At 50.8% G+C, this 26,338-nt stretch carries 36 protein-coding genes and 1 pseudogene; 6 read left to right on the top strand and 31 right to left on the bottom strand.

Going from position 1 to position 26,338, the window contains the following annotated elements; translation table 11 throughout:
- From GUC46_RS05880 to GUC46_RS05865, 4 genes are all read right to left on the bottom strand, one after another.
- A complete protein-coding gene (locus GUC46_RS05880; protein ID WP_001397629.1) occupies positions 1–303 on the bottom strand; it encodes a phage tail assembly protein in 303 nt (100 codons plus the stop codon).
- Positions 304–357: 54 nt separating this feature from the next.
- Positions 358–873, bottom strand: a complete 516-nt coding sequence (locus tag GUC46_RS05875; protein ID WP_001397630.1) for a phage major tail tube protein — start codon at positions 871–873, stop codon at positions 358–360.
- Positions 874–882: 9 nt separating this feature from the next.
- The gene (locus GUC46_RS05870) at positions 883–2,055 is read right to left on the bottom strand and encodes a phage tail sheath protein (protein WP_121540358.1); all 1,173 of its coding nucleotides are present in this window, start codon (positions 2,053–2,055) and stop codon (positions 883–885) included.
- 83 nt (positions 2,056–2,138) lie between these two features.
- A complete protein-coding gene (locus GUC46_RS05865) occupies positions 2,139–2,696 on the bottom strand; it encodes a recombinase family protein (RefSeq protein WP_001397632.1) in 558 nt (185 codons plus the stop codon).
- 29 nt (positions 2,697–2,725) lie between these two features.
- Here GUC46_RS05865 and GUC46_RS05860 point away from each other — a divergent pair, with 29 nt between their 5' ends.
- Entirely contained in the window at positions 2,726–3,106 is a 381-nt protein-coding gene (locus tag GUC46_RS05860; RefSeq protein ID WP_121540359.1) for a phage tail protein, read from the top strand.
- 2 nt (positions 3,107–3,108) lie between these two features.
- The gene (locus tag GUC46_RS05855; RefSeq protein WP_063922551.1) at positions 3,109–3,531 is read left to right on the top strand and encodes a tail fiber assembly protein; all 423 of its coding nucleotides are present in this window, start codon (positions 3,109–3,111) and stop codon (positions 3,529–3,531) included.
- On the opposite strand, the gene GUC46_RS05850 is transcribed toward GUC46_RS05855, so the two are convergent.
- Genes GUC46_RS05850 through GUC46_RS05825 form a run of 6 tightly spaced genes read right to left on the bottom strand, consistent with a single transcriptional unit; the run spans position 3,503 to position 7,727 of the window.
- A complete protein-coding gene (locus tag GUC46_RS05850; RefSeq protein ID WP_063922550.1) occupies positions 3,503–3,943 on the bottom strand; it encodes a tail fiber assembly protein in 441 nt (146 codons plus the stop codon). The genes GUC46_RS05855 and GUC46_RS05850 overlap by 29 nt on opposite strands.
- Before the next feature lies 1 nt (position 3,944).
- A complete protein-coding gene (locus GUC46_RS05845) occupies positions 3,945–5,303 on the bottom strand; it encodes a phage tail protein (RefSeq protein ID WP_160179909.1) in 1,359 nt (452 codons plus the stop codon).
- On the bottom strand, positions 5,300–5,905 hold the full coding sequence (locus GUC46_RS05840) for a phage tail protein I (RefSeq protein ID WP_121540361.1): 606 nt from the start codon (positions 5,903–5,905) through the stop codon (positions 5,300–5,302). The genes GUC46_RS05845 and GUC46_RS05840 overlap by 4 nt, the downstream gene beginning before the upstream one ends.
- Entirely contained in the window at positions 5,898–6,806 is a 909-nt protein-coding gene (locus GUC46_RS05835; RefSeq protein WP_121540362.1) for a baseplate assembly protein, read from the bottom strand. The genes GUC46_RS05840 and GUC46_RS05835 overlap by 8 nt, the downstream gene beginning before the upstream one ends.
- The gene (locus GUC46_RS05830) at positions 6,793–7,152 is read right to left on the bottom strand and encodes a GPW/gp25 family protein (RefSeq protein ID WP_121540363.1); all 360 of its coding nucleotides are present in this window, start codon (positions 7,150–7,152) and stop codon (positions 6,793–6,795) included. Before GUC46_RS05830 ends, GUC46_RS05835 begins: the two co-directional genes overlap by 14 nt.
- On the bottom strand, positions 7,149–7,727 hold the full coding sequence (locus tag GUC46_RS05825) for a phage baseplate assembly protein V (RefSeq protein WP_121540364.1): 579 nt from the start codon (positions 7,725–7,727) through the stop codon (positions 7,149–7,151). Before GUC46_RS05825 ends, GUC46_RS05830 begins: the two co-directional genes overlap by 4 nt.
- A gap of 82 nt (positions 7,728–7,809) precedes the next feature.
- Between GUC46_RS05825 and GUC46_RS05820 the strand changes: the two genes are divergently transcribed.
- Positions 7,810–9,015, top strand: a complete 1,206-nt coding sequence (locus GUC46_RS05820; protein ID WP_121540365.1) for a hypothetical protein — start codon at positions 7,810–7,812, stop codon at positions 9,013–9,015.
- 24 nt (positions 9,016–9,039) lie between these two features.
- On the opposite strand, the gene GUC46_RS05815 is transcribed toward GUC46_RS05820, so the two are convergent.
- The 11 genes from GUC46_RS05815 to GUC46_RS05770 all read right to left on the bottom strand — a co-directional run bounded on the left by GUC46_RS05815 (position 9,040) and on the right by GUC46_RS05770 (position 14,563).
- The gene (locus GUC46_RS05815; RefSeq protein WP_121540366.1) at positions 9,040–9,486 is read right to left on the bottom strand and encodes a phage virion morphogenesis protein; all 447 of its coding nucleotides are present in this window, start codon (positions 9,484–9,486) and stop codon (positions 9,040–9,042) included.
- Positions 9,479–9,910: a phage tail protein gene (locus tag GUC46_RS05810; protein ID WP_014884898.1), complete on the bottom strand. Its 432-nt coding sequence runs from the start codon at positions 9,908–9,910 to the stop codon at positions 9,479–9,481. Before GUC46_RS05810 ends, GUC46_RS05815 begins: the two co-directional genes overlap by 8 nt.
- On the bottom strand, positions 9,873–10,121 hold the full coding sequence (gene lysC, locus GUC46_RS24005; protein ID WP_223563535.1) for an Rz1-like lysis system protein LysC: 249 nt from the start codon (positions 10,119–10,121) through the stop codon (positions 9,873–9,875). The genes GUC46_RS05810 and lysC overlap by 38 nt, the downstream gene beginning before the upstream one ends.
- The gene (gene lysB / locus GUC46_RS05805; RefSeq protein WP_044704129.1) at positions 10,006–10,434 is read right to left on the bottom strand and encodes an Rz-like lysis system protein LysB; all 429 of its coding nucleotides are present in this window, start codon (positions 10,432–10,434) and stop codon (positions 10,006–10,008) included. The genes lysC and lysB overlap by 116 nt, the downstream gene beginning before the upstream one ends.
- Entirely contained in the window at positions 10,431–10,946 is a 516-nt protein-coding gene (locus tag GUC46_RS05800) for a lysozyme (protein ID WP_014884901.1), read from the bottom strand. The genes lysB and GUC46_RS05800 overlap by 4 nt, the downstream gene beginning before the upstream one ends.
- Positions 10,927–11,142: a hypothetical protein gene (locus GUC46_RS05795; protein WP_014884902.1), complete on the bottom strand. Its 216-nt coding sequence runs from the start codon at positions 11,140–11,142 to the stop codon at positions 10,927–10,929. The genes GUC46_RS05800 and GUC46_RS05795 overlap by 20 nt, the downstream gene beginning before the upstream one ends.
- Positions 11,143–11,145: 3 nt before the next feature.
- Positions 11,146–11,349 carry a tail protein X gene (locus tag GUC46_RS05790; protein WP_000868184.1) on the bottom strand — a complete coding sequence of 68 codons (204 nt, stop codon included), beginning with the start codon at positions 11,347–11,349 and terminating at the stop codon, positions 11,146–11,148.
- Positions 11,349–11,816, bottom strand: coding sequence for a head completion/stabilization protein (locus GUC46_RS05785; protein WP_014884903.1), 468 nt, complete (start codon positions 11,814–11,816; stop codon positions 11,349–11,351). Before GUC46_RS05785 ends, GUC46_RS05790 begins: the two co-directional genes overlap by 1 nt.
- A 98-nt stretch (positions 11,817–11,914) precedes the next feature.
- Entirely contained in the window at positions 11,915–12,568 is a 654-nt protein-coding gene (gpM, locus tag GUC46_RS05780; protein WP_160179907.1) for a phage terminase small subunit, read from the bottom strand.
- Between the two features lie 3 nt (positions 12,569–12,571).
- Positions 12,572–13,720: a phage major capsid protein, P2 family gene (locus GUC46_RS05775; RefSeq protein WP_118938596.1), complete on the bottom strand. Its 1,149-nt coding sequence runs from the start codon at positions 13,718–13,720 to the stop codon at positions 12,572–12,574.
- Positions 13,721–13,735: 15 nt separating this feature from the next.
- Complete coding sequence (locus GUC46_RS05770) at positions 13,736–14,563, bottom strand: GPO family capsid scaffolding protein (protein WP_121540371.1); 828 nt, start codon at positions 14,561–14,563, stop codon at positions 13,736–13,738.
- A gap of 149 nt (positions 14,564–14,712) precedes the next feature.
- Here GUC46_RS05770 and GUC46_RS05765 point away from each other — a divergent pair, with 149 nt between their 5' ends.
- Positions 14,713–16,476 (top strand): terminase ATPase subunit family protein, encoded by a 1,764-nt coding sequence (locus GUC46_RS05765; RefSeq protein WP_017382378.1) that lies wholly within the window; start codon positions 14,713–14,715, stop codon positions 16,474–16,476.
- The gene (locus GUC46_RS05760; RefSeq protein ID WP_121540373.1) at positions 16,476–17,525 is read left to right on the top strand and encodes a phage portal protein; all 1,050 of its coding nucleotides are present in this window, start codon (positions 16,476–16,478) and stop codon (positions 17,523–17,525) included. Before GUC46_RS05765 ends, GUC46_RS05760 begins: the two co-directional genes overlap by 1 nt.
- Positions 17,526–17,655: 130 nt before the next feature.
- On the opposite strand, the gene GUC46_RS05755 is transcribed toward GUC46_RS05760, so the two are convergent.
- The 8 genes from GUC46_RS05755 to GUC46_RS05720 form a co-directional block, all read right to left on the bottom strand.
- Positions 17,656–17,898, bottom strand: coding sequence for a hypothetical protein (locus GUC46_RS05755; RefSeq protein WP_121540374.1), 243 nt, complete (start codon positions 17,896–17,898; stop codon positions 17,656–17,658).
- Between the two features lie 98 nt (positions 17,899–17,996).
- Entirely contained in the window at positions 17,997–20,648 is a 2,652-nt protein-coding gene (locus GUC46_RS05750; RefSeq protein WP_121540375.1) for a type I restriction enzyme HsdR N-terminal domain-containing protein, read from the bottom strand.
- Between the two features lie 509 nt (positions 20,649–21,157).
- Positions 21,158–21,346 (bottom strand): hypothetical protein, encoded by a 189-nt coding sequence (locus GUC46_RS05745; protein ID WP_001376441.1) that lies wholly within the window; start codon positions 21,344–21,346, stop codon positions 21,158–21,160.
- 158 nt (positions 21,347–21,504) lie between these two features.
- Entirely contained in the window at positions 21,505–23,913 is a 2,409-nt protein-coding gene (locus GUC46_RS05740; RefSeq protein WP_160179904.1) for a replication endonuclease, read from the bottom strand.
- Positions 23,904–24,764, bottom strand: a complete 861-nt coding sequence (locus GUC46_RS05735; protein WP_121540377.1) for a DNA adenine methylase — start codon at positions 24,762–24,764, stop codon at positions 23,904–23,906. The genes GUC46_RS05740 and GUC46_RS05735 overlap by 10 nt, the downstream gene beginning before the upstream one ends.
- The gene (locus tag GUC46_RS05730; protein WP_016150819.1) at positions 24,761–24,988 is read right to left on the bottom strand and encodes a TraR/DksA family transcriptional regulator; all 228 of its coding nucleotides are present in this window, start codon (positions 24,986–24,988) and stop codon (positions 24,761–24,763) included. Before GUC46_RS05730 ends, GUC46_RS05735 begins: the two co-directional genes overlap by 4 nt.
- A complete protein-coding gene (locus GUC46_RS05725; RefSeq protein ID WP_121540378.1) occupies positions 24,988–25,221 on the bottom strand; it encodes a DUF2732 family protein in 234 nt (77 codons plus the stop codon). The genes GUC46_RS05730 and GUC46_RS05725 overlap by 1 nt, the downstream gene beginning before the upstream one ends.
- Before the next feature lie 67 nt (positions 25,222–25,288).
- Positions 25,289–25,630: a DUF5347 domain-containing protein gene (locus GUC46_RS05720; protein ID WP_097485629.1), complete on the bottom strand. Its 342-nt coding sequence runs from the start codon at positions 25,628–25,630 to the stop codon at positions 25,289–25,291.
- A gap of 79 nt (positions 25,631–25,709) precedes the next feature.
- Between GUC46_RS05720 and GUC46_RS05715 the strand changes: the two genes are divergently transcribed.
- Positions 25,710–25,958 (top strand): hypothetical protein, encoded by a 249-nt coding sequence (locus GUC46_RS05715; protein WP_097485628.1) that lies wholly within the window; start codon positions 25,710–25,712, stop codon positions 25,956–25,958.
- Here GUC46_RS05715 and GUC46_RS24000 read toward each other — a convergent pair.
- A complete protein-coding gene (locus GUC46_RS24000) occupies positions 25,949–26,173 on the bottom strand; it encodes a hypothetical protein (protein WP_227467343.1) in 225 nt (74 codons plus the stop codon). The genes GUC46_RS05715 and GUC46_RS24000 overlap by 10 nt on opposite strands.
- Positions 26,170–26,337 (bottom strand): annotated as a pseudogene (locus GUC46_RS23995) (phage filamentation protein Fil family protein); the annotation flags it as partial. The gene GUC46_RS24000 and the pseudogene GUC46_RS23995, both read right to left, overlap by 4 nt.
- Position 26,338 lies beyond the last annotated feature (1 nt).

The raw sequence follows: 26,338 nt of genomic DNA, 5'->3' as shown, positions 1-26,338 counted from the left end.
TCAGGCTGTCGGTAAACCGGCAAGCACCGACTTCTTCAACAAAAAAGTCACCACCTCGACCGACAGCGCGGTGAGATCGGCGGGGTCCAGTTCAGCCATTTCCTGTGCGGTCAGCGTCGGGGTGGAAATACGCGGGATCACTGTCATCATGGCCCCCACGTCCATATCCATAATGGCCTGCAGGCGGGTGCCGCGCAGCGCGCCGGACTGCGGCTTACGCAGCACAATTTCGGTGATTTGGGTTTTACCGCGCATGATGGGCGTATCCAGTTGTACGGTTTTTTCAGTCAGCTTGTCGTTCATGTTCGTTTCCTGTTAATCAGATACTGGCGCGGATCACCGCGCCGTTAAGTTAAATCAGAGGCCAAGGGCGTTACGGTGCGCTTCCATCAGGTCCACGCCGTCAACGATTTCAATCATGTTGACCACATCAACCTCATAGAGCACCTCGCCGTTAATGGTCAGCTTCGCGTAACTGTTGGTGCTGCTGACTTTGGTGGCGCTACTTTCTCCGGTTTTCCACTCGCCGGAATCCACCTCTTTATGACGCCCCCGCACAACCAGCTCAACGGCCTGCACTTCGCCGGTATCGTCACGCTGAATAGAGCCGGTAAAACGCAACTGGATACCGTCCACCGTGGCAGCTCCCATCTGTTTGAATAACAGCAGTTCGGTGCCGCCGATTGAAAATTCCGTGTCCAGTGCGCCGTCATCCAGCCCCATATCCACATCCACCGCGCCCGGCATACCGCCGCCGCGATACTTCTCAAACTTGCGGGTGAATTTCGGCAGGGTCAGGGACTCAACGATCCCCTGCCAGTTGTTCCCGTCGTTGAACAGGTTCAGATGTTTTAACTTGCGTGGTAATGCCATGTATCCCCCTTATGCACTGACACGGCTGGCAAAATCGACCAGGTAGCGATCGGTGATGCGCTGGCGCAGCATCAGATTTTCAAGCGGCGGCACAGGTGTGTAGTCGTAGTCGATGGTGAGTTTCCCGGCTTTCAGGGAGTCTTTATCGTTCACTGACTCATCCAGCCAGCAGTCTGCCCCGATAAGGTATCCCTGATTCACCAGGCTGCGTAATTTGGCGCGGATACCTTCGATAATGTCGCGGGCCAGTGACGGATTCAGTGGCTTATCCACCGCCCACATATGCCCCTCTGCAATCGTGTCAGCCAGCACCTGCGCCGTGCGGGTGTAGTTCTCAAACGCAAACAATGGATCGTCACTGAGGCAGCGGGAACCCCAGAAGCGGAACCCGTCTTTACAGATCAGCGTGGTGACGTCGTTCTGGTTCAGCAGTCCCGCATCCGTTGCCGGGTCCTGCAGATCCCAGAACACATCAGCGGAAATACCGGTGACGCCATTCACACCCACGTTGGACAGGGTTTTATGCCAACCGGTCTGTTCGTCGATTTTGGCGCGCAAACCGAGCGCACGTGCAGAGGCGTAAGCCGTCGCATCGGCTTTTAGCACGGTGTCAAAGTTGATGAAATCAGGCCAGATCAGCATCCCTTCTCGCTGGCTGAAATTGTCCCGGTAAGCAATGGCTTCCTCCAGCGTCTTGCAGCCATAGGCAGACAGGTAGGCAAACCCGCGCAGGCTCTGCGCAATACTCATCAGCTCAGTGGATACCGCCTGCGTGTCATGCCCCGGCACACCGAGAATGCGCGGCTTAACTTTCAGCTGCGACTGCGCAGAAAGCAGCGCTTTCATCCCCGTTTTTTTACCGTCGGACGTGACGCCACCGATAATATTGGAGGTGGTTTCCGCTTCGGTTTCGCCCTGCGCCACGCGCACAACAACCGTTACGGGCTTTGACTGGTCGGCAATCGCATCAAGCGAACGGGCCAGCGTGCCGGACTCGCCTGCTTTACCGCTGGCCTCCAGCACATCCGTCAGCAGAACCGGCTTATTGAGAGGGAATACGGACGCATCAGCATCATCGCCGGTGCAGACCATGCCCACGATAGCGGTGCTCACCGTGGTGATAGATCGGGTGCCCTCGTTGACTTCAACAACGCGCACCCCGTGGTGGTAATCCTGAGCCATAGCGGCGAACCTCCTGATTGGAATAGGCTTCGCCCTATGTTGTATTGATTACGTCACGCAGACAGCTGTGCGGCGTTGTCCTGTTAATCACACAATGTCGCAGGATATTTGCGGTATAACGTTGAGACACCCACATCAAAAATTAAAGCTACCCGCTGCCGTGTTTCACCTGCAGCAATTAACCTGCCTGCCTGCGCCCATTGTTCTGGCGTCAGTTTTGGTCTTCGCCCTCCGATCCTGCCTTTAGCTCTTGCGGCTTCCAGCCCCGCACGGGTTCGTTCCACTATCAGCTCGCGTTCCATCTCCGCCAGTGCCCCCATAACGTGAAAGAAAAACCGCCCCATCGGAGTACTGGTGTCTATGCTGTCAGTCAGACTGCGGAAATTAACCCCGCGCTGTCGGAGTTCTTCTATCAGGGTCACAAGGTGTCGCATGCTTCGCCCCAGCCTGTCGAGTTTCCATACAACCAGCGTGTCTCCCTCTGATAACGTCCTGAGCAACCTTTTTAGCCCTGGCCTGTCTGCTGTTTTTCCGCTCATTTTGTCTTCAAAAATTAGCTCACATCCTGAGCGTTCCAGTGCATCACGCTGCAGCGCTGTGTTTTGCTCACTTGTTGATACGCGCACATAACCGACTAACATTTATTTCCCCTTATGCAAAAGCCCAAATAATGCCAGCCTGGCGGGAAAACAGCATTTTCTTAAACGTTCAATTGGGAGAAGCGGCGAAACGGGATGTTGGCTCAGGTGCAAGCCAAATCCCTGATATGAGTAGTTTTCAGTCTGGTGGTGGGTGGTTTAAGTTGCCGAGTGGATATGTTATTCAGGCTTTCGAGGCATCTTTTGATTCTAACGGGCTATATATCAATTTCCCTATACCATTTCCGAGTAGCGTTATTGCTATTGTGCCAGGCGTTTTAATGTCCACAACTGCATCACCATCACTACAATTTCCATCGATACAACGTGACGTAAATGACCTGACCCGATTTTTTGCTAAATACAATATGGGTGGAATGAATTCTTCATATTTTATTGCCATAGGAAAATAACCATGTATTTATTTTCGCCAAGCACATTGGGTTTTTACCCCATCGAGATGAAAGAAGAATACCTTACCAATGGTTCATTACCATCTGATGTTATAGTGGTTTCTGATAGCGTCAGAAATGAATATAACTTTGCACCGCCTGAAGGCAAACAGCTAAGTTCCAGCCAAAATATGCCAGTCTGGATTGATATTCCACCGGCGACACGTGAAGAGTTGATTGCTGCTGCCGAACAAGAACGCCAGAAACTACTGACCCATGCTGACGCTGTTATGCTGGACTGGCGAACAGAACTGATGCTCGGTGAAATCAGCGACGCCAACAGAGCTAAGCTGTCGGCGTGGCTGGCCTATAAAAATGGAGTTAAGTCGGCTGATGTGACAACCGACCCTGAGCATGTTAACTGGCCTGTTCCCCCGGAGGCGTAGGCCATTCGATATCCGGAGCACTGGAGGTGTCTACCACTTCCAGTGCATCCAGATAATCCAGCCACAGATTGTATTGAGTTAGCCCTTCTCCTTTCAGCCTGCCAATCGCTGCCTTACCGGGCCACTGCTTAACGTTCATGTAATCATTGGCTAAATCTATTCTTTTTTGCTTCTCCATATCAGCAGCGGCAATTAATTCTTCTCGTGTAGGCGGGGGAATATCACCCCATGATGGCATATTATTTAAAGTTATAAGTTGCTTACCTGTAGGTGGAGTGCCGGAAAACTCATAATAAGTGCTGTCACTAACGTTAATGGCATCATGCGGCCAGCAATTATTATCGACATAATCAGCACGCCATTCGATGGCATAAAAACGGGACTCTGATGGGCTGAATACAAAACGATTCATATTAATATCCTATAGCTAAAAACATGGCTTCTGAGGTGTTTGTATTTACAGCAATATTCATCATGACCTGAGCGGTGAAACCTGTATTGCTTACCCACTCGCATGAGTTGGCTATCTGAACCCATGTTAATTTGGTAGAAAAAACACCCCAGCAATTAACGGGGAACGGGACAGGGAAAGTCACTGGCACTGTATTTACTACGCCGACAGTAGTCTGATTTGCGAGCGTTCTGCGAAACACCTGAATCTTAAGTCCATCAGGGCCTGTAAATAACAAGTTATCGGTGTACTGACCGCTTGCCCTTAAATGAAGGTATTGTAGAAGGGCCGAAACACTTTTCCCGCTGAGATTCGTCAGCGTGGCATCAAGTGGCTGTTTCCCCGCCAGCGCGTTCATCACTGTTGTCGCAAAGTTAGGATCATTCCCCAGCGCAGCCGCCAGTTCATTCAGTGTGTCCAGCGCCTCCGGCGACGAACCAACCAGCCCCGCAACAGCAGATTTCACAAATGCGGTAGTGGCAATCTGCGTATTATTCGTTGACTGAGCTGCAGTAGGAGCCGTTGGCGTTCCGGTCAGGGCCGGACTTGCCAGCGGTGCTTTCAGTGCCAGCGCATTGTTAATGGTGGTACTGAAATTCGAGTCATTATTGATAGCTGATGCAATTTCTTTCAGCGTATCCAGCGTTGCCGGTGCGCCACCAATCAGGGTAAGAATAGCAGCCTGAACAAAGGCGGTGCTGGCAATCAGGGTGCTGTTGTTTCCTGCCGGTGGTGTTGGCGTTTTAGGCATGCCTGTCAGCGTCGGACTGTCTTTTGGTGCATACTGCGAATGGGGATCAACAGCAGCAAGATGCTTTGCCATCAGGTCATCCACATACACCTTAAGCTCCAGCACCTTGTCATCCACATATTTGCGGGTTGCCAGAACCACAGCAGGGTCAATTTTCAGGGTGATGTTATCGGTGCTGCTGGTAATCAGTACCATACGCACGGTCTGCGTGCGTCCGCTGCCCTCCGCCAGCTTCGGCTTGTAGCTCTCCGGGCAGTTTCCCACAGCAATAAGCGCCCCTGTTTCATCAAACAGGCCGACTTCACGAATCCACCACCCTCCCTCATTTTCCGGGATCACCTGCTCGGCAATAATCTGACTGCTGTTCTGCGGGTCGATATACAGCATATTCAGCGCTGCGCGGCGCTCCTCAGTAACTAATGCGGTCTGTTGCGCGTTGGGTGTGGGCAGCGCACCGCCACCGCTACCCACCGCCATATGGGTAATTTTAAGCGGGACACCGAGCGCGGCGGCGCTTGCCAGTTTCGCCGCGCCGATATCCGTCAGCAGGGTGTAAAATTTTGCGCTCATGGGTTCACTCTCATCGTGTCAATAACATGGATCGCCCCGCCCTCATAAGCGGTGCCGCCGGAAATAATGGTTTCGTTGATATACGGGTAGATCGTGATTTCTTCGCCGGTGTAGGTGGCTGCACCCAAAAAATACGGGCCGCCTGTCTGCAGGTTGATGGACATACCAACCAGATGACGGCTGCATGGTTTGGCGTCACCGATCAGGCGCTCCAGCTCCAGATAGGTTTCTTCTGTTATGCCCTGGTCCTGCACGCCAATATCCAGACGGAACGTCCCCGGCGTTTCGCCGGTCTGCCACCACTCAATGATGCGGATCAGGAAGCCAAACGGCTCCACCACACGCCGCACGGCGCTGGTTGTCCCCTTGTGCTGATGGATATAAAACGCGTCCTGCACAACGCGGCGCTTGACGCTTTCTGTCCAGCTTTCATCCCAGCGGTCAACAGAAAACGCCCAGGCCAGATAGGGCAGGAATCTGATCGGACAGGTTGCCGGATTCCACAAATCACGCAGCGATACCTGCAGATCGGAAATCCCGCTGCAGGTCTGCGCCAGTCGGCGTTCAAGCGGCGACGAACCCGGCGGCAGCAGACTATTCATCCGTGCCCCCGTTGATAACGCTCCATTCGGTACAGGATGCCGCCTGCGTCTTATCCAGCACCATATCCTCCAGAGGGGACGCCAGCTCCACACGCTGGACGCCCTCCACGTGCAGCGCGGCATAAATGGCGCTGCGTCGGATATCACGTCCCAGCCGCGTCTGACTGGCGATATATTTCTGCAGACTGGCTTTTGCTTCTGCCATCACCGGCTCAGCCTCCGGCCCCGGATAAAGGAAGATCGTCGCATCCACGCTGTACGGAATAATTTCTGCGCTGCGCACCGTCAGGCGGTCTGCCACCGGGCGAACCTTTTCACTGTTAAGCGCCTGCTCAACCACCGCCAGCAGGTCAGCCCCTGCCGTCCCGTCACCCTCGCGGCTCAGTACGGTAAGCACCACCTCAGCCGGTGCGGGACTGGTTGCGCTGGCATCAGCCACGCGCCCGTCGGCACTTCTGGCGTGGAACTCATAGGCTCCCGTCGGCCCTGCAACGGACAGCCCCTCAAATGCTGCAGGAATGCGCTGGCGTAATGCTTCATCACTTTCCATCACTGCGGCGACCGGCGGCACCGCGTCATTATCGGCAGGGACTACCGTCAGGCGCTTCACATTGCAGTTACCTGCCAGTTGCTCAAGGTCATTTCCCATGGAATAGGCCACCATGACCGCCTGCGCAGCCTCATTAATACGCTGGCGCAGCAGGATTTCACGGTAAGTATTCTCCTGCAACAGTTTGGTGACAGGTTCTGACTCCAGCGCTAACGTGCGCATAACGGCCTCCTGTTCATCTGCCGGATGGAGGGCCACAAAGGCGGCCTTGCGTTCTGCCAGCAATGCCTCAAAGTCCGGCACATCCACAATCTGCGGCGGCGGTAGTCGGGAAAGATCAATGACTGGCATTGTCTGCTCCTGTTGATACGGAAAGGGAAACTGGCGCGCCGTTATTGCTGTGTCCGGTAAGCTCAACCACCATAGAGCCGTCAAAATTGCCGTTGATGGTGATGGAGTCCAGTGTAAGACGCGGCTCCCAGCGGTTCAGCGCCACATAGACCGCAGACATAATCTGCAGGCGCAGCGCCGGGTTCTGCGGCTGGTCAATCAGGGCAGACAGCAGGGAGCCATATTCCCGACGAGCAAGACGGCTGCCCTGCGGCGTCAGCAGAATATCCCGCACCGACTGGCGCAGATGGTCTGTATCTGTAATGGCCTGCCCGTCATTCCTGCTCATACCGATATACAACGTCATACCGGACCTCCTGACGTATCACCGCCAGACTTAACACCGGTGTGACCGTGTTTATCCACCACGATCCCGTTAGAACTCATCGCGGCGCCGCCCTGGGTGACGCCGCCATTTATCACCACCTCGCTGTTAATGCGCGTGGTGTCAGCCTCTACCACAAACTCACCAGTTTTGAGGGTGATATTGTCCGCCGCCTCGATCACCATGGATTTGATGCCCCGGACATGCCATCGTCCGGTGGCGGGTTCATACTCAAACCAGCCCCCGTCCGGGTACTCCGTCACGCAGCCGTCCACGGAATCCGACGGCGGCGCAAACTGATTGGAGTAGATGGCAGGCAACGCAAAAGCAGTTTCCAGATTGCCGCCCATGCTCAGTACCACCACCTGCTCATCCGGCGACGGGCACCACCATGTACGGGCACCACCGGCACGCAGCGTCAGCCAGTTAATCCAGTTGGTTTCAAGCTCGCCCACTCTCACCCGGCACAGCCAGTTTTCCCGGTCCACTTCGGTCACGGTGCCGGTGCGGATCAGGTTGGTGATAAGGCGCATAATTTCTGTCAGTTGTGCATTCATATCTTTAGCTTGCCATCGCACACATTTGATATGCAGTGTGGTAATTTGTGTCATTAACTACACAATGGTGATGAGGGTTCGTATGCAATCCAAACGAGATCTAAAGGGAGCTATATTTAATACGGAGTTAGATAGCTTTTGTAGAAAGTATTTTTTTAAAAGAAGCATCCCCCTTAGCAATAAGGAAATCAACGAAGCCCCTCAATATTATGAAGAAATAAAACTATCACTATTTGAAAGTTTTACCCTCCACGATGAAGTTAATTTCAAAGTTGATGGAGAGAACATTCCTTTAACCATTTTGATAAATGAAATAGGATTAAGGGGAGTTGAAGAATTAATAGATGATGGAGCACTTAGCTTTACCGTGTGGTCTCCTCTCGTTCTATATATGAATGATAACCAATATGGTGTAGACCCTTTATGCGCGGGCCGTCGAAATGAATCCGTATTTTTCGACCCAGAAGAGTCAATTCATACTGGACTTAATTTCATGAGGACTCCATTAAGAAAAGGGGAAGTTAGAGCTTTAACACGAAAAGTACGTGACCTTTATTTTTCAGTTCCTAAAGGTATGGAGAATGACAGCGTTAGTGTAACAATGTCTGCTCTCGAAAGTGGAAAACTTGAGAGGCTGGGGCTAAGCCTTAAAAATAAAGATAAAAATAATTTTAATGAATCTGAAAAACAGCAATTGATTTCCTGTGCCTCTGATTTATTGGGTTACAAATATCTTATGCAAAAACGCGCTCAGGTTAGCCCAACAAGCAATATAAGCACTCTCCTTGAAGACTCAATGCAAAAAGCCACAAACCTATCTAAAGATGAAATTTTTTCAGCGATTGTTCAATTCGAAAACATGCCTGATATTAAAACATCATTCAGAGATATGGGCATGCCTATGGACGAACTTGTTAAACTCAGAAAAAACAAGAGCACCAAAAAATTCAGAAAATGGATGTCGGATTTAAACGAAATATCATCCCCTATAGAGGCCCAAAGATTTTATTCAGAAAGCAATGCATCCCCACGTGGATTTTTCGAAACATTCTGGGGCAAGTCCACTAAAAGTGTAACAATGATGATGATCGGTGCTTATGCTGGTTCTTTTGCTGACACTAAAATTGGCACAATGCTTGGTTTGTTCGGTGGATTAGTCGCTAATAATGCAACAGGTTATATCTTAGATATGGCCGATGAATATCTTCTATCAGAGTTAACAAAAGGTTGGACACCTAAATTATTTATTTCAGAGCTTAAATCACTTAACAATAAGTATTCACTATAAGAATTTGCGACAAGTTAGAATTTATCAACTGCCTAGCCATTTGATAAAGGTTTCTTTTATTAAATCTTCAATATGTCCATTTTTACCCAGCAAGCGACGCGCTGGGTACCGGACCTCCGGGCCATTGCGTCTGACTCGATCACGCAGACCATAATGGTGAACACGGGCGATGCGCTGGACTTTCCCATCAAACTGCACGCTGGCAGAGTCCGCAGTGGCTGCGGTTTTCAGGTATTTAGTGGTGCGCAATTTGGCGAACATCTGGCGCTTGATGCGCCCCTTTTTACTTCTGGCCGTCACCCGGCGCGGCTCAAAGGTGGTGCCGTCTGGATTGCGCTGCAGCCTGATATTTTGCTGTTGCGACCGGCGCAGCTCCTGCGCCAGTTGTCGCATCATACGGTTGCGGGCTGCCGGTTCCAGATTCGCCAGCAGGGCCGCCAGCCAGTCATCCACCCTCTGCAGGTCATCCACGTTTCACCGTCCACATTTCTTCGGGTACGTCGGGTTCCGGCACCGCTTCAACGCTCGATACGGTGCCGTCTGTGCTGACAATCACGCGCTCCGTGAGCTGCAGATTGAGGCTGATATCACACAGGTCGTTGCTCAGGATATCGACATCAAAGGTAAAAAGTTTTTCGCGCAGCTCCGGGTTGTTGATAGCGTCCGGTTGATTGGTCATTAACCAGAGCAATACGGGCGCCATCACTAAATTCTGGTTGCCGCTAAAGTCTTCAATCACCACGTTCAGGGTGTAGCGATATTCCCATGACATTGAACGGGCACCGGTTGCGACCAGCGAACCGTTATCAACAAAAAGGTGCAGTTTGTCCGGGTTGTCACGGACATACGCCACCGATTTATTCAGGGCGTTGCGTAAGGACTGCGGCTTGTTCACTGTCTCGCTCCTGACACGCTATGATCGTGTCCACTTTGTCGGCACATACTGCCCAGGCGGCCTCAGTCTCATCCAGCACCTGGTTCAAATCCCCATTACTGCGCGGCGCTGACCTGTCCAGGCGGCACTGGGTCACTTTTGGACAACCACTCACGGTAAGCTGCACCTCCGGCGAGGGCCGGGCGGTCCCGCAGCCGGATAATGTCAGCAGGCAAAGGAGTGTCAGCCCAGCGGCGTAAATCCTCGTTTTCACGTTTTAGCTCCTCGATCCGGCGCTGGCGACTCCGCAACAGCGCGGAAGTCTCCTCCGCTGCAGCATAAAGTTGCATCTGCGCCCGGCTGTTGGTTTCGGTAAGAATGGACAGGCTGATGAGCTGGCTGTTTTTCTTCGCCAGCTCCTGCTTGTTCTTTTTAAGCGCCTCAGCCTGCGTCCCGATGGTGTGACCGGCATTGTTAAGCCGCCATGACTGCCAGCCCAGCAATGCCAGCACCAGAGCCAGGATCACCGCCAGCGCGCGCGTCATGCCCCTGCCCCTTTAAGGCACCAGGCAAGCTCACGGGCGCGCCGGTTTTCCAGCCCTTTATTCCGTTGACCATTTACATAAACCCAGCGGGGGAGCTGGTTGCAAGCCTGCCACCATTGCTGGCGATTGATGTAAGAAACCATTGTTGACCGACAGATTGCCCCCGTTCCGACATTGAAACCGATACTGATCAGGGCATCGTAAACATGCTGAGGTGGCTTAACCTGCAGGCAGGCTTCAATCCTTTTTTCCGTCAGCAACACGTTATTAATCAGCCCCTGCGCGGCCTGTCGCTCCGTTATGGTTTTGCCCGGTACTACCCCGGACGTATTGCCGATCCCGTCAGTCCATACCCCGGCGCTGCACTGGTATGGCTGGAGGCGACACCCTTCGAAATCAGCAATCAGTTTCAGCCCCTCGACGGAGGTATGAAGCGACTGGAAACCCGGCAGCGTGGCGGCAATCGCCAGCACCGCGCCGACCAGGCAACGCTTAACGATTGAAGGACTCATATTCCCCCCTGGATATTCTGCCGTCCCGCAGCAGCTGGTAGGCTTTCCAGCGTAAATAACAGGTCACCGCTGCAGTAATAATCCCCAGCGCAAGACCGGTGATGGTCGACACATCTTTAAGAGACAAATCGCCGAGCCATGCCAGAAGCAGGGCAACGCAGTAAGTGATAAAGGCGCTGATTCGTTCAAGCGTCATAGTTCAGTCCCATAACTGGACAGTCTGCGCAGTGGTTGACGCCGTAATGTCCGGCAGCTCCACCTGCAGCCCGTGCGGTAAAAAGGGGCCATATTCAGCCAGCCCCGGATTCGCCTGCAGCACCTGTTCAGTGACTCCCTGCGTGCGCCCGTAATGGCGCCAGCAGAGTGCGTCCACCGTGTCATACTGATGCGCACGCACTTTCATCAAATCAGCTCCACCGTCATATGCGGCATATCGCGCAGGCGGGACTCCGCCCAGCGCACATCGCGCCACAGCTCGCCTAAGGTTGTTTCGATATCTTCAGCTTTCTTGCTTCCGTCGCCGGTTGCGTCAAAATCGCGATAGCGCTCAACCAGGTTTGCTTTTGCCCAACAAAACACCGCACGGCGATACAGCATGAGCCGCTGGCTTTCGCCGTCGATCACATCTGCAGGGACGTCGGCCAGGCTCGCATACCCCTGCGCCCGTTGTTTCTCGCGGAACTCATAAAGATCGGCGTTAACTTCAGCAATCGCTGTCAGCAACGCCAGACGCAGGCGCGGATCGGTGACACTCCCATCCATGCGCATATCACGGCGGAATTCTGAAACCCTGACATCAGGCCAGAAACTGGTGTTTTTAATAACGTCCTGGGTACTTTCCCCGGCCTGTTCCGGCGAAACGAATTGCATATTTCTGGCACTCCCAAATAGTTGGGCGGTGGACGGGGTTTTGACGCGGCATAAAGCCTGTCGCCACCCCGTGCCGCCCCGCGCGTTGGCACGATTCGTTAAGCCGACATTGCCTGTCGCAATCGGCTTTCAAGCTTGTTGATTTCGGTTTTGACGCCAGAACTGTTATCCAACTGCAGGGCACGCTTCAGATGGTTAAGTGCCGCCACAGCCTGATCGTTATCCCGCAGCGCGTAGCCCATCGCCTTATGAAGTCGGGCGCGGGACTGATCCGGCATATCCTGACCTTCAACGATATCGAGCACCTGGGTAAGAATGGCGGCACTGAATGATTCACCGGCACAAAAAGCGCGCATTGCCGCGTCGGCAAACTCTTCCGCAACAGCGGTCCCGCAGGTCCGGTTGAATCGCTGCGGCAGGACCCAGCGGTGTTTAATGGCATGGCGGGCAATGTCCAGCGCGCCGGTATAGTCTCCGGCATCAATCCGCCAGATCATGACGTACATCGCCACGTCGTCCTGGCCTGACGCGTCAGCATCCAGTAAACCGGCAATCCATGAGGCATAAGCGGGAAGAAACTCACGTTTGAGCTGAGCCTTGCGCTCATTTGACTGGACGGTTTTAAGGCGCCTGCGGTGTTCTGTCAGCTGTAACAGCATCTGGTTGTAGCCCGTCAGGCTGGCATTACTGCCGCCCTGCCGGGCGGCATCCTGTGCCTGTACATACTGAGTGTGAGCACGGAACGGATTCATTTATCACGCCCCGTCGCCAGTGCCGCCCGCATTCTGAGCATCAAGCGCGCCCTGCACTGCTGCAGCAACGATGGTCTGAATATTTTCAGCAGTAAGCGCCGCGCCCGGATTGCCGTCTGCCTGCTCTGGTAACAACTCGATGTTCTCAACTAGGCAAGCGCCGTCGTAATCTTCAACAACATACGCCTCGTTAACGGATTCGTAGTTCTCCACGCGGTCACGCTTCGGATTGTCGATAACTGAACGACGACGAGTACCGGCCTGCCAGTAAATAGACAGGTTATCCAGACGGGTGATCAGCATGGCATTCGCCGGGAAGAAAGGCGCGCGAACGGCCGGGAGGTTGCCGATACGCTTCTGGCTGATGATGAGATCTGCCGCCAGCGCTTCGCTGTTTGGCTGGTCACGGTTGACGATTGGGAAATATTTATCCGCAAGTAACTGGCGCCCGACGATAACAACCAGCTCCGTGTCTTCCTGATACCACGGCGCAATTTTCTCATTCACGGCGCCCATAACCAGCGCGTCCAGATTCAGGAAATCGCCGCCTTTGCCGACACGGATAGTCTGAGAAATCACCTCGCCTTCGGACACGATTTTGTCCATAACCTGAACGGGCTTCTCCTGGCGGATTTTTTCCAGCCAGCCGATATTCACATCCTGCAGCAGCGGATAGGTCTTGCGGTCTGACGTTTTCTCACGCTTCACACCGTTGAAGCCGATCATGATGCGGTCAAGTGCCTGGCGGGTAATGATGGCGTCACGGATGCGCGTCTGAAAGTCCTGGAATTTAGCCCATAAATCCAGCTTCGCATAAGGCAACGCCGTATCAGAGTTGGTCTGGGTACACTTGTACCCTTCACCGTCGATGTAAGTCGGATCAACGGGTTCACGGTCTTTCTGGGTGGTATCAGTATTTCCGGCAATACTGGAACCAATACCCAGCCCCAGGCGCTCGCCGGACTGCTCATCAACCGGGACAATGTTGATTTTCTGCAGGAACGAGGAAGACTCCTGGATTTTGGTTTCCAGCGTCTGCGCCACTGACGGCTCAGCCGTATATTTCGAGGCGATATCGCTCACAGATACGCCGTTGAGTTTGGCGAGCTGCGTCAGATAGCCGTTAAATTTAAAGCGAGTCTCTTTTTTCATTGTGCTTTTGCTCCGTCAGCAATCGGTGGTTTGTTCTGCGCCGTTATTACCGGTCGCATTAGGGCGGCGCTCGCTGCGGCTGTCCTGGGTGGAAAGCTGCTCACGCAGGGTGGAGAGTGCGCTGGTTGTCTCATCAACAACCTTTTGCAAATCGCTCAGCTTGTTGCTGAAATCGGTTTGATGGGTGCTGACCTGCTCCGCCAGCGTCTGATGCTCACGCGCGATGGTTTCAACAGCCTGATTCACATCAGCAAAGCGGGCGTTATCATCGGCGCTTTTGCGGGACAGCAGCTCTTTTACGCGGGTAAACAGGCTGGTTTTTTCCGGCACGTCCTCAAACTCGATCAGTGTTTCAACAGCAGCGGTAAACAGGTTGTCTTTATCCAGCTTGCGGCGCGCCAGGGGGTTATGTTCTGCGCTGGCGCTGAACTGCAGCATTTCAGTGCCGAGGCTTGCCGGATCGTCAGTAATCGCCAGGCCAACCAGATAAGCGGAGCCGGTATCGGCAAAACTGGTGTTAACTTCGATTGAGGTGAAAAGCTTCTGCCAGTTGCTTGTCATCGTGACCAGATCGTCAGTCGGGGCAATCCAGCCATACAGCGCCATTTTCCCGGACAATGCCCCTTCGGTGATTTCTTCCGCTTCCAGCTTTTCCACCATGCCAAAACGACGGAAGGGCCCATCAGGAGTAAAGCCCTTGATGTGTTCCATATTGATCAGCGCGGTGTATACCTGCGGGTTATAGCTCGCTGCCATCTGGGTGAGCCATTCACGCTCAATAACGCGCCCGTCAGTGGTGGCCCCTTCGACCCCAATGCGAAAACGCTTAGATTTTTTTGCCATCGGTCCGGCTCCGGTTAGTTAGTTCGTAACACGTTCAGAGCCTTATGTTTGCGGTGATGGGCGCGTGTAAACAACGCGTTGGGCTTGTGCGAACTCCCACACAATGCGAAGCCGGGGAAAGTGCTGATTTGAGGCCGTATGTTTGTGCCATGACAACACTGACCCCCGCAGACCTCGATCCCCGTCGTCAGGCAATGCTGATGTACTTTCAGGGATACCGCGTAGCCCGCATTGCTGAAATGCTGGGCGAAAAAGTTGCAACCGTTCACAGCTGGAAAAAACGCGATAAGTGGGGCGAATATGGCCCACTGGATCAGATGCAGCTCACCACCGCCGCACGTTACTGCCAGCTCGTCATGAAGGAGCAGAAGGAAGGAAAGGACTTTAAAGAAATTGACCTGCTGGCGCGTCAGTCCGAACGACAGGCCAGAATCGGCAAATTTAACAATGGCGGGAATGAAGCAGACCTGAATCCGAACGTGGCGAACCGCAATAAAGGTCCGCGCAAGCCGCCGGAAAAAAACCTGTTTACCGACGAGCAGATCGAAAAGCTGGAAGAGATTTTCCGCGCCGGTATGTTCGAGTACCAGCGCCACTGGTGGGACGCTGGCATCAAGCACCGTATTCGCAACCTCTTAAAGTCACGCCAGATCGGTGCAACCTACTATTTCGCCCGTGAAGCGTTGATAGACGCGCTCACCACGGGGCGAAATCAAATCTTTCTGTCAGCGAGTAAAGCGCAGGCGCACGTTTTTAAACAGTACATCATCGACTTCGCAAAAGAGGTGGACGTTGAACTGAAAGGCGATCCGATGGTGCTGCCTAACGGTGCCTGTCTTTACTTCCTCGGTACAAATGCCCGTACCGCGCAGAGCTATCACGGCAATCTGTATCTTGATGAGTATTTCTGGATACCGAAATTCCAGGAGCTACGCAAGGTGGCCTCCGGTATGGCGCTGCACAAAAAATGGCGCCAGACCTATTTCTCAACACCTTCCAGCCTGACGCACAGCGCCTACCCGTTCTGGTCTGGCGCCCTGTTCAATAAAGGGCGCCCGAAAGCCGACAGGGTAGAATTTGACCTTTCTCACAGTAGCCTGGCGCACGGCGTTTTATGTCCTGACGGCCAGTACCGCCAGATAGTCACCATCGAAGATGCAGTAAACGGCGGGTGTAACCTTTTCGACCTGGACCAGCTGCGTCTGGAGTACAGCCCGGACGAATACAACAACCTGCTGATGTGTCAGTTTGTTGACGACCTGGCGTCCGTGTTCCCGCTGGCGTTGCTGCAGTCCTGCATGGTTGACAGCTGGGATGTGTGGGACGATTTCGAACCGCTTTTACTGCGGCCGTTTGCATACCACCCGGTCTGGATCGGCTATGACCCGGCAAAAGGAACGCAGAACGGTGACAGCGCCGGTTGCGTTGTCATTGCGCCTCCCGTCGTCCCCGGCGGTAAATTCCGCATCCTTGAGCGTCACCAGTGGCGCGGGATGGACTTTCGCGCCCAGGCCTCAGCGATTGAGGAAATCACCAGACGCTACAACGTGACCTACATCGGCATTGACTCGACCGGCGTTGGCGATGGCGTTTACAAAACGGTTAAGCAGTTCTTCCCTGCCGCGCGTGAGTTTGTCTACAACCCGACCGTTAAAAATGCCCTGGTGCTTAAAGCCTACGACATCATCAGCGGGCGCCGTCTGGAATTTGACGCGGGGATGCTGGATATCGCGCAGTCCTTTATGTCCATTCGCCGTTCAACCACAGCCAGCGGCAACCGGCCAACCTACGAAGCAGCCCGCACAGAGGAAGCCAGCCACGCGGATTTAGCCTGGGCAACCATGCACGCACTTTATAACGAACCACTGGCAGGAGCTTCCGCCAGTACCAGCAACATCGTGGAGATTTTTTAATGGCTAACCGCAAAAACCGCAGCAAGGCACCGCGCGGCCAGACCGCCACCGATACGGCCAACATGGTCAGTAATGCACATGCGGAGGCGTTTACGTTTGGCGATCCGATCCCCGTGATGGACCGCCGGGAGTTATTTGATTACCTGGAGTGCGTGCAGGTAGACCGCTGGTACGAACCACCGATCAGCATGGATGGCCTGGCGCGAACTTACCGCGCCGCCGTGCATCACTCCAGCGCTATTCAGGTAAAACGCAATATTCTTACCAGTACCTTCATCCCTCACCGCTGGCTGTCTAAACAAGCCTTTTCCCGGTTCGCCCAGGACTTTCTGGTATTCGGTAATTCCTACCTTGAAAAACGCATGAACCGGTTAGGGCAGATCATGGAGCTGCGCGCCTCGCTTGCCAAATATACCCGTCGTGGCATTGACCCGGACACCTACTGGTTTGCACAGTATGGCTACAACTCACAGCCCTATCAGTTCGATGAGGGAAGCGTGTTTCACCTGATGGAACCCGACGTTAACCAGGAGCTTTACGGAATGCCGGAATACCTCTCCGCCATTCCCTCCGCCCTGCTGAATGAATCGGCCACGCTGTTTCGTCGTAAATATTACCTTAACGGTAGCCATGCTGGTTTCATCATGTACATGAGCGACCCCGCCGCAGACCAGAACGACGTGAACAACATACGCGAAGCACTGAAAAAATCGAAAGGGCCAGGCAACTTCCGCAACCTGTTTATGTACAGCCCGAACGGCAAGAAAGACGGCATTCAGATCATTCCGCTGTCAGAAGTCGCAGCGAAAGATGAGTTTCTGAATATCAAGAATGTGAGCCGTGATGACATGCTGGCAGCTCACCGTGTGCCGCCGCAGCTGATGGGGATTATTCCAACGAATACCGGCGGGTTTGGCGATGTGGAAAAGGCGGCGCGCGTTTTCGTTCGCAACGAACTTACCCCCCTGCAGGGCCGCATCAAAGAAGTTAACGAGTGGCTGGGTGATGAGGTGATACGCTTTGACCCCTACCTGACCGATGAAGACTGACGCCCACCTGCCAACCTTTGATATCAACCGCCCTTCCCCGGGCGGTTTTTTTATTCCCTTATGCCCTGCCTCACCATCAGAGCGCCTCAGCGCCTCGCTGAGCGGTCCTACTCTTTCGCCACCTGGCAGCTCACGACGAAACGCAGCGCCTCACCACGACGCAGGCGCGCACGACCAGCCCCAAAAAATGACCATGCCCGCCCAACATTGAGGCGCCAAAACCGCGATTAACCCCAAAACCGCGCGCTCGTATCCCCGCCACGCCTGCCCGCTTTATGTAGTGTTTTTCATGCACCTGCATGACATAGGCAAAAGCCCGCCAGTTATGACGGGCCTCAGCATAAAAGATCCCTAAACGATCATGCGTTTTCATGCAGCATAGTTATGCAGGACTATCTACACATCGACAATCTCAGCTTGACCTCATCAGTCGACATCAATCTATATGTCGAGTAACTTGACAGGAACCATTCATTGCTCCACAAGAGATAAACTAATCTTTTGCTCAACAGCGTTGAAATCGTTCTCTATACGCACCCATAGTACTTTACCTTTGGAATACTCATTCATACGGTTAAAACCTGCAGGCAGTTTTGATTTATGTATTAACCCTGTAATTTTTCCTGTAAAGTTAACAAAAACACCATATCTATGATCGCAATTCCGTACAGTACCTTCTAATATATCACCTGACTGATACCTAGCTTCGAACTCTGCCCATTCAGGATCGCGTATCTTTTCCGCAAATGACTTAACAGCATCAATTGCAGGTTGGATATCAGTTAGCCCGTGATATTCATCTCCAGAAATAAATTCGCCAGAAAAACTTGCTATCGTTTCACGTTGATTTACAAGAAAATCAACTAACTCCTTAGCATTAGCACTAACCATTTCTTTATTATACTGATTTTGAACTGACCCCATCCTTTCAGAGACTCTTCTGGCAATTTGCTCAGTAGGGAAAAGAGTATCTTCTGCTAACGCGGCTAGATAGCTAATATTTGAGAGCATATCCAAATGCACAAACCCAGCCGAGGATAATCTTAGTAAGTCTTCATCAGTTATTCCAGTCTCTCTAAAATCCTCTGAAACTAAACATTGCCCCTGAAGTAAATAATCGACCTCACGAGTTATAACCTTTGGAGAAAAACCAAACTTGACTAATCCGTTTTTTAACGCAAACAAAGGAAAGTATCCTTTAAGTCCAGTTGGACCACTTGCCCCAAAATTATTATAGAACCATTTCAAAATTGCAAACCTAGTAAAATGATTAGCCCTCTCATCATCTTTTTCCGTCGAAAATATATTTTTAAGGTATGAGTTATCGCTATCATAAAATCGACGATTTAATCGTAATAACACTCTGGTCACAATATGTAAAGGAAGCGCATAGCGTCCTTCACTTTGCCTTATTTTTAAAAACTCACCTTCAGTAATATGCCCACTAGTGCAGAACTCCAAGAAAATTTCCAAAGCCCTTCGTATATTTCTTCCTGAAAGACCAACAATCATCCTTCTTATTTGTGCATCATGTACAAAAATAGAGTTTGCGATTGATGTTAAATAATATGAACGTTCGTCCTTGCTATATTCAACATTAAAGCCGTTAGGAAGTGAATATGAAAGAGTATTACTAGCACTAGTTTTTGTCATTTCTTTAAGAACAAGCTGCACTCTTGAATGAAGAACATAATTAAACAACGGTGGTTCAATACGGAAAACCATATCTTTTAAAGCGGTGTCAAGAGGAGGACGATCTCTATAATTATCATAAGTTTCTTCTCTCAAGGGAAGAATTATTAGTGATCTAAACTCATTTTGGAGCCATTGAGCAGCCTGAAACATTAGCAACTGTTCAGACAAAGTTCTTTTATCACAATTATCAAGAACTATTACAACTAATTTACCGCGCTCTGTCCCACAATACCGAGTATAGGCAAGTGCAGTTTCATGTAAATCTGACTTACATTCCCTAATAATTTTAAACAATTCCTTATTATATTCATCCCCAGAAAGTAATTGCCCCTCCCCCTTATTAAACTTATTTATCTCAACAGAATAGAGTTTTTTTAAATTATCCAACAAATCAAAATCAATATCTGGGTAAGCTAACTTACATTGTTGAATTATTTTCCCTCTAAGCCAATCATAAACTTCCCCTGAAGAAACCGGGGATTCATTCATATTAAAACGTAACCAAAGAGTGGTTTTAATAATATCATTTGGGAGCGCGACTTCTTTTAAATGATCAATGAAAGTTGTTTTTCCTGAACCAACACTGCCAACAATCAATAAAATTTTATTTTCAAGCGGAGATCGCCCTCTAAATTTTTCAATTATTTCTTTGGGATTATCAGTATCTTCAATTAATTTAGAATCACTATTGCTTACTGGTTGAGCAGCCCTGATAATTTTATCTATTGGCTGGGTATAGCGGTCCCTGCGCTTAGATGAAATATACCCTTCACGAGCGATAAACTGTCGATCATTCAGTGTATTTGGATTAAATATATTTCCATACTCTGATATAAGTGTTGCACCAAAACTATTATGCCCCACCTCTTCGTTCTGAGCTGCCTTCCCTCCCATCATTCTCCTAGGCTTCCAGAATTTTCTAGGTTTTGATTTAGCTATGAATTCCTCAGATAATTTCGAGAGAGCTGTAAACGAAAATTCCTCTAAAAAATTTGCACAATTTTTATCAACAGGTGATATCTCATTTAATCGGTAACTACCCTGGTTATTATCCCATTCCCCCGCAAGCCACTCATATCCATCAGTAGCTATGATTTTGGTAAGAGGATTCATACCACTCTCATATTTTGCATTCAACTCTAGCGCATATAATCGTGCTTCCTGAAAAGCGCTATCTAAATCCTCTCCAGGAGTTTTTGCTTCTACTAGTAATACAGGAACACCATTTATAATTACAAGATAGTCTGGATAATATATTTTTTTGGTACTACCTTTACCTATCTCTAAGCTTTTAATATTTCTTTTAGTGAGTATATACTCTTTATTTATGCCAAGCCCATCAACAGATTTCTTAGTCAGAAACGGATAAATTATTTTTTGTTCGATATCACTTTCTGTTTCCTTTACTTTATTTATCTTACTACTCATACTCTAGTCCTTATCAAACCAAAAGGCACTTAATTTCTTAAGTGCCTATAATATAGCGTCTGGTAATTTAATAAAAGTCACATGTCAATATCAAAATAAAAAGGCACCTTGAGGCTAGACCCATAAAAACAAAAAGTCAACATGTTATTTCATACAGTGTGAAAATTAAAGATTTTACAAAACAATAAGTTACAAATCAAACGCGCACTCACATGTTGACTGACATCACATATTTAAACTGAAGTAGTAACTTCATTTGCCTTATAGTCTCATGTAACAATTACACTGTTCCTTTAGAGAAGGAACCTTATCTCTATGAGAACTGTTATATAAACACTTGATGTAAAAAAGCTCAATACCATAGCTACCGCCCATGAGGCTACAGATTGCTGCTTGGGGATATAGAAAGCACAAATTATAGTAACGATCTGATTCAATAGAGTTCATTTCCATCAAGCTAATCTTCTAGCTTTTATCGATCATTATTTCAATGCACATACAGACTCCCTTTAACTGGAAACTTCCGTTGACCGGCTGTATTCATGGCTGCGAATTTTCGCCATCAGCTCGTCTGTCAGTTCGGACACCCACTGGATAGCCAGCCGCTTTTCTTCGTCGCTGCACTCACTAGCCGCTACAAGCTTGATAAAAAAATCAATACGCTGGAGCTTCAATGACTCCAAAAGATAGTCCTGCATCTTCCCTCCTATCATTACACGGATACACAAAAACTGTATATATACCCACTGTTTATATAAACAGTATAATAGGAACAGAAAAATGTAAAACTGTTTTTTGTCAGTTAATTGGATGTACTGATGTCGGTCAATAAAGCACAAAATGTTAAACAGCAGCCTTAGTACCATTGACGCCATTTGTCATCTTCCTGCAGCCTCTGGTTACGGTAAAAAATACGTAAACCGGCACCGGATGGAATGCTGCCGCCACGCAGAAGCAAATCAATCTCAGATGCACTACCTTCAAACCCCCTGGTTGTCAGTTCTGCCTCAAGCTGCAGGCGCTGCTGCTCCAAAATACTCTGTATGTATGCTTTTTTCCGCTTCGGTTTTACCAGTCTCAACCTGGCTGTCAGCTCCCGCCGTTCCTTCTGGCCCATGTTGTGGAGATATTCCTGCAGCTCCTTCTCATCCATGGTTTTAATATCGGGTAAATCACCCCCTGATTTGTTCAGATTTTCAACAGGGGGACAGTTATTGCCACGAGTCCAAGGGGCGCAAGCGCCCTGGTCGGCTGCCGCCTCCTGAACGTCAACGGCCTTACGAACTTTTTTCCACTTCATCGCGTGCGTGCAAATCTTGCCCTCTACAATCGGGGACCAGATGCCATAGATACGGATACCGTGATCGCCGTAGGCGCTCGGTTCGTCGTTAAGCTCATAAGCCGTACGGACAAAGTGATGTTTGCGGGGAACCAGTACACCGCCCTGCTTCATGATGTAGGTGGCAAAGCAACCCGCATCTGCAGCTGCCAGTACCGCATCCAGACGCGGATTATCCAGTACAGGCGCACCCGCTTTGCGTTCGCCCTGCACTCTCGCCGCCTGACCAGCCAGCAAGCGCAGCTCGCGGTATGCCTGACGACCCGGAATACCAAAGAAACGAAATTGCTGGACACGGTGCAGTGACGCCCAGGTGCTGACATGCTCGGCGCTGTCACGCAGTGATCTGCCTGTTTCTTTACTGATTTCTTTAGCCAGCCCGCGCCCGTCGATGTTCTTACTGATGTATTTGGCGATGTAGCTGGTCGGCGTGCCCTTGCGCGGGTTGATTAGCTCAGACTTGAAGCGCGGCCCGGTATTGGTGCCCAGCTCCTCGCGGTCTTCACGGATTGCAAACTTACGCAGCAGCGCGGTGATGGAACGACGGTCTTTTTTGCGCATAAAGCACAGAAGATGCCAGTGCACTGTGCCGTCATGGTGCGGCTCTGCAACGCGGACGCCGTACCAGCGCAGCCCGGCCTTGTGCATGGCCTTGCGAAAAGCGGCGAATGTATCAACCAGATAATCACTGCTCTGCCGGACAGTGGCGCTGGTCCATTTCGGATTTGGTCTGCCATTATTGAGGGTTGCGTGGAAACGTGACGGGCAGGTGATGGTATAGAACACCGCGCAGTCTCCGCGCGTTTCCGCGATCAGCTCCAGCCCTTTAACACAGGCCATCATTTCATTACGGCGGTGCGCCGGGTTGCTGTTGCTGGCGTTCACCACATCTTCCATGTCCAACGTGTCACCGTCTTCGTTGACCAGCTCATGCGAGCGGAAGAACTCCAGCGATTTGCGGCGCTGCTCGCGTTTGTGGATCACGGCTTCATAGCTGACATACGGAGACGCTTTCTTGTTGACCAGGCAGACGGCACGCAGCTGCTCCTCCCGCCACTCACAGCGCATCTGCCACAAGTTGCGATACCACCAATCCGCGCACAGCATGCGCGCCAGCGACGGTGGGATCAGTTCATAAGGCACCGGCTTGCGGCGGCGCTTTTTGCGGCGTAACTTCTCAAAGGCAGGCGGGATGACCTCAAGGCGCATGGCTTCTGCAGCAACCCTTTCCCATGCCTGGCGGATTTCTTCTGGTTTAACATCGTCACTGACAAACAGATCACCGCAGGCCGCATCAAGACACATGCTCATATGTGCCGCAACCAGCGTGGAAAGGCGCTTGACCTGATCCTGATTCATTTCAGGCAGTACCAGTAGCCCCTCCAGCCCCTCCTGGCTAGCCATGAAACGGAAAGACGCAGACACCTGGCTGTCACGCACGCGCTCCAGCCGCTCAAGACACGGTCTGATTGTTTCGCGCAGATAGCGAGAATAAGCTTTAGCCCTGCCCAGGCTATGGAAGTATTTAATCCGCTCCAGCAGAGGCTTGCTGATATGGGCAGGCATGGCGCTTACATCGGCAATAATCACTAAATCGGGATTAACGCGCTGCTGTTCGCGGGCCATTTTGGCATGGCTAATTAGCTGATCCTGCTCTATTTCACGCTGGACAGGATCACGGGATTCATTAAAGAAATAGCGTTCCCAAACCTCATCACTCAACACCTCACGGCGCAGTTGCTCCTGCTCGTTATCCGCAGCGTACAGAGTGATCAGGTTTGAAAGTGCAGACACCGGCGCTACGTCCGCCGGTTCCAGATACGGGTTAACCGCTTTTTTTGGGGTATTCCATGGAAAGGCCACGGCGGCCTCATTCGAGCCGCCGGTGGTTTGTGCATGATGTAATGTGAATTTACTCACTGCCACGCCCGCACCTCAGCTTCAACCGAGATATCAGGACCAGATGCCACATCAACACCAAGCCAGTGTGCTGATTTTGTAGCAATGATTTCTACTGCAGTTTTACTATCACCGGCAGCCATGCCCATGCTGCGCTTAGCGGTTATACGATGGCGGGTAAAATCACGATAAAGCGAATTGGTCAAAGACGTATCACTGTTGGACACAATGACTGGATGACCTTCTGATGACCGACGCTCAAGAATAGACGCCAGATGATACTGATCATCCTCAGTAAAACCGGCAGTGTGATAACCGCTAAATGTACCGTCGTATGGCGGATCGCAGTAAACAACATCACCAGTCTGCAGCATCGCCAATGTTTCGTCATAGCTGGCACAGATAAACGTTGCTCGCTGTGCTTTTTCTGCGAATGCACGTATTTCGTTTTCAGGGAAATACGGGTTTTTATAATTACCGTAAGGGGTATTGAAATGACCGCCTAAGTTATAGCGGCATAATCCACGATAACAATGGCGATTAAGATAAAGAAACATAGCTGCGCGCCATTCTGCGGGCCAGTGGCGATCACAGTTAAATTCCTTACGTATACCGTAATAATCTTCTGCGGTGTTATTCTTATCAAAGAACCCTTTCGCAATAGTAATTAGTAATTCAGACCCGTTTTTAATGACGCTGTAAAGGCTGATCAGGTCAGGATTAATATCTGCTACAAGATAATGAGGATAGTCTGTCTCCATCATCACAGCGCACGAACCCGCGAAAGGCTCAACCAGTCGCGGGCCTGCTGGAAGGTGTTTTTTCAATTCTGGCATTATGGCGGTTTTATTACCCGCCCATTTCAGGATAGTGCTCATACAGCACCCCCTACGTAATGTTTGCCTTTCAGCTCTGCGATTTCCTGACAGGTGACGCAACACTGCACGCCCGGAATAGCGCGGCGGCGAGCTGGCGGGATCGGTGCATCGCAATCAATGCAGAGCACACGGGAAACGCCCGGCGTTCTGTTGCGGGCGGTGTGGATGTGGCGCTGACGTTCTTCTTCAACGCGCTGCTGTACAAGGTCCATTGAATCAGCCATCAGTGGATCTCCTGCGCTTCGTTCTGAATGTTTTCAGCCGCAATACGCAGCAGCTCCGCCGCTTCAACGTGATTAAGCTGGCGTGACGTGATATGGCAAGCCAGGCAATCAAGACGGGCAGCCATTGCCGCAGCACGTGCCCTGCGTTCTTCCATGCGTGCATCAGTCAGCATCTGGTTAAGGCCAGCATCATCTGGTCCTGTTTTGGTAATACGGGTTTCAATATTTCGCATTGTTGTTTCTCCTGAATTTGGGCAATAAGAAGCCCGGCGGGTTTACGCCTTTAATTTCGGTTGAGGGTTAATTCGGCATGGTTAGCCGCTTGGGAAATAAGCTCACCACTGCACGAAAATGATTCATTGCTTTAATCAGCTCCCGCTTTTCGTCAGTAGTCAGATCACTTATATTGACGCTATGACGTTCTGCCGGAATCTTTGCCATATAAAATATGGCTGCCAGTGCCCTCTCATTTTGTTTATTGTTAACGTCCCTCTGGTTGCGCATATCTTCAATAAACCTTTCAAGCTCCGACTCAATATTTAGGCCGAACACTTTTGCACGTAGTTCCGCAATATGGTTCAGTCCGTCCAGGCGTTTACCGGGGCTTAATGGGACAGTCACCGCAGCGCCTTCAATAGCCATAATTTCCTCCACAGATCATTTGCAACTCCCTCTCTGATATGATTTTCCGGTGCAACGAGATAACTCAGAGGATGTAGCAATGTTGAACCTGGTTGAGAAGGAACGTATCGAGCAGCTTGAAAATGAAATTGCGCGACTGCGCGAGGATGTTGAGATGCAACAAATTCTGCTGTCTGGCTTACTACACAGTGTGCTACGAGGGGAATCATCGAATCAGTCAGCATTTTTAAATATCCTTCGTGAAGAATTAAACAAATTGCCGCTAGGCTCACTCAAACGTCAGGAATTCACCCACAAGCTCCAGGAGCTAATAGAGCGTTACCGATAAGTTGGTTGGCGATACTGTTCAAGAGGTGATGTGCTTTTTCGCATCACTTCCTGAACCCTTTCTCCCCGAAAGAATGTCCCATCTCGCAACGTGAAATAGTAACTACCATCACCCGAAAGAGACGGATAACAACTTGCAAACTCATCCTCATGAATTGAATACTTTTCGCCCTTGTGGAAGAACTGGTAAAACACACCTTCTGTAGCTTGCGCCATGATTTCTCCTTTTTGGTTGTAGACAGTTCAGTCAGCAGCGCATCCTGAGAGCGGCATGGATGCCAGCGCTTACCATCCTTCCCCATAATCCAGCCATGACCACAGTGCATTGCAGGACTTTGCTTAACGAGAAGCGATGCAAATGAAGGTTCTTTAGTCAGCATA

This window comes from Citrobacter sp. LUTT5, assembly GCF_009905315.1.
In the GTDB taxonomy this organism is placed as follows: domain Bacteria; phylum Pseudomonadota; class Gammaproteobacteria; order Enterobacterales; family Enterobacteriaceae; genus Citrobacter; species Citrobacter freundii.
This window is presented reverse-complemented; position numbering and strand designations above follow the sequence as displayed.

Coding starts and splice junctions, on each gene's coding strand:
- GUC46_RS24000 (WP_227467343.1), bottom strand. CDS start 26,173: ATGGCGCAAGCTACAGAAGGTGTGTTTTACCAGTTCTTCCACAAGGGC.
- GUC46_RS05880 (WP_001397629.1), bottom strand. CDS start 303: ATGAACGACAAGCTGACTGAAAAAACCGTACAACTGGATACGCCCATC.
- GUC46_RS05855 (WP_063922551.1), top strand. CDS start 3,109: ATGTATTTATTTTCGCCAAGCACATTGGGTTTTTACCCCATCGAGATG.
- GUC46_RS05870 (WP_121540358.1), bottom strand. CDS start 2,055: ATGGCTCAGGATTACCACCACGGGGTGCGCGTTGTTGAAGTCAACGAG.
- GUC46_RS05735 (WP_121540377.1), bottom strand. CDS start 24,764: ATGAGCACTATCCTGAAATGGGCGGGTAATAAAACCGCCATAATGCCA.
- GUC46_RS05715 (WP_097485628.1), top strand. CDS start 25,710: ATGTTGAACCTGGTTGAGAAGGAACGTATCGAGCAGCTTGAAAATGAA.
- GUC46_RS05845 (WP_160179909.1), bottom strand. CDS start 5,303: ATGAGCGCAAAATTTTACACCCTGCTGACGGATATCGGCGCGGCGAAA.
- GUC46_RS05785 (WP_014884903.1), bottom strand. CDS start 11,816: ATGCAATTCGTTTCGCCGGAACAGGCCGGGGAAAGTACCCAGGACGTT.
- GUC46_RS05755 (WP_121540374.1), bottom strand. CDS start 17,898: ATGAAAACGCATGATCGTTTAGGGATCTTTTATGCTGAGGCCCGTCAT.
- GUC46_RS05825 (WP_121540364.1), bottom strand. CDS start 7,727: ATGAATGCACAACTGACAGAAATTATGCGCCTTATCACCAACCTGATC.
- GUC46_RS05800 (WP_014884901.1), bottom strand. CDS start 10,946: ATGAGTCCTTCAATCGTTAAGCGTTGCCTGGTCGGCGCGGTGCTGGCG.
- GUC46_RS05875 (WP_001397630.1), bottom strand. CDS start 873: ATGGCATTACCACGCAAGTTAAAACATCTGAACCTGTTCAACGACGGG.
- GUC46_RS05745 (WP_001376441.1), bottom strand. CDS start 21,346: ATGCAGGACTATCTTTTGGAGTCATTGAAGCTCCAGCGTATTGATTTT.
- GUC46_RS05840 (WP_121540361.1), bottom strand. CDS start 5,905: ATGAATAGTCTGCTGCCGCCGGGTTCGTCGCCGCTTGAACGCCGACTG.
- lysB (WP_044704129.1), bottom strand. CDS start 10,434: ATGACGCGCGCGCTGGCGGTGATCCTGGCTCTGGTGCTGGCATTGCTG.
- gpM (WP_160179907.1), bottom strand. CDS start 12,568: ATGAATCCGTTCCGTGCTCACACTCAGTATGTACAGGCACAGGATGCC.
- GUC46_RS05865 (WP_001397632.1), bottom strand. CDS start 2,696: ATGTTAGTCGGTTATGTGCGCGTATCAACAAGTGAGCAAAACACAGCG.
- GUC46_RS05860 (WP_121540359.1), top strand. CDS start 2,726: ATGCCAGCCTGGCGGGAAAACAGCATTTTCTTAAACGTTCAATTGGGA.
- GUC46_RS05790 (WP_000868184.1), bottom strand. CDS start 11,349: ATGAAAGTGCGTGCGCATCAGTATGACACGGTGGACGCACTCTGCTGG.
- GUC46_RS05730 (WP_016150819.1), bottom strand. CDS start 24,988: ATGGCTGATTCAATGGACCTTGTACAGCAGCGCGTTGAAGAAGAACGT.
- GUC46_RS05830 (WP_121540363.1), bottom strand. CDS start 7,152: ATGACGTTGTATATCGGTATGAGCAGGAATGACGGGCAGGCCATTACA.
- GUC46_RS05850 (WP_063922550.1), bottom strand. CDS start 3,943: ATGAATCGTTTTGTATTCAGCCCATCAGAGTCCCGTTTTTATGCCATC.
- GUC46_RS05820 (WP_121540365.1), top strand. CDS start 7,810: ATGCAATCCAAACGAGATCTAAAGGGAGCTATATTTAATACGGAGTTA.
- GUC46_RS05795 (WP_014884902.1), bottom strand. CDS start 11,142: ATGACGCTTGAACGAATCAGCGCCTTTATCACTTACTGCGTTGCCCTG.
- GUC46_RS05835 (WP_121540362.1), bottom strand. CDS start 6,806: ATGCCAGTCATTGATCTTTCCCGACTACCGCCGCCGCAGATTGTGGAT.
- GUC46_RS05765 (WP_017382378.1), top strand. CDS start 14,713: ATGACAACACTGACCCCCGCAGACCTCGATCCCCGTCGTCAGGCAATG.
- GUC46_RS05760 (WP_121540373.1), top strand. CDS start 16,476: ATGGCTAACCGCAAAAACCGCAGCAAGGCACCGCGCGGCCAGACCGCC.
- GUC46_RS05725 (WP_121540378.1), bottom strand. CDS start 25,221: ATGCGAAATATTGAAACCCGTATTACCAAAACAGGACCAGATGATGCT.
- GUC46_RS05775 (WP_118938596.1), bottom strand. CDS start 13,720: ATGAAAAAAGAGACTCGCTTTAAATTTAACGGCTATCTGACGCAGCTC.
- GUC46_RS05720 (WP_097485629.1), bottom strand. CDS start 25,630: ATGGCTATTGAAGGCGCTGCGGTGACTGTCCCATTAAGCCCCGGTAAA.
- GUC46_RS05770 (WP_121540371.1), bottom strand. CDS start 14,563: ATGGCAAAAAAATCTAAGCGTTTTCGCATTGGGGTCGAAGGGGCCACC.
- GUC46_RS05750 (WP_121540375.1), bottom strand. CDS start 20,648: ATGAGTAGTAAGATAAATAAAGTAAAGGAAACAGAAAGTGATATCGAA.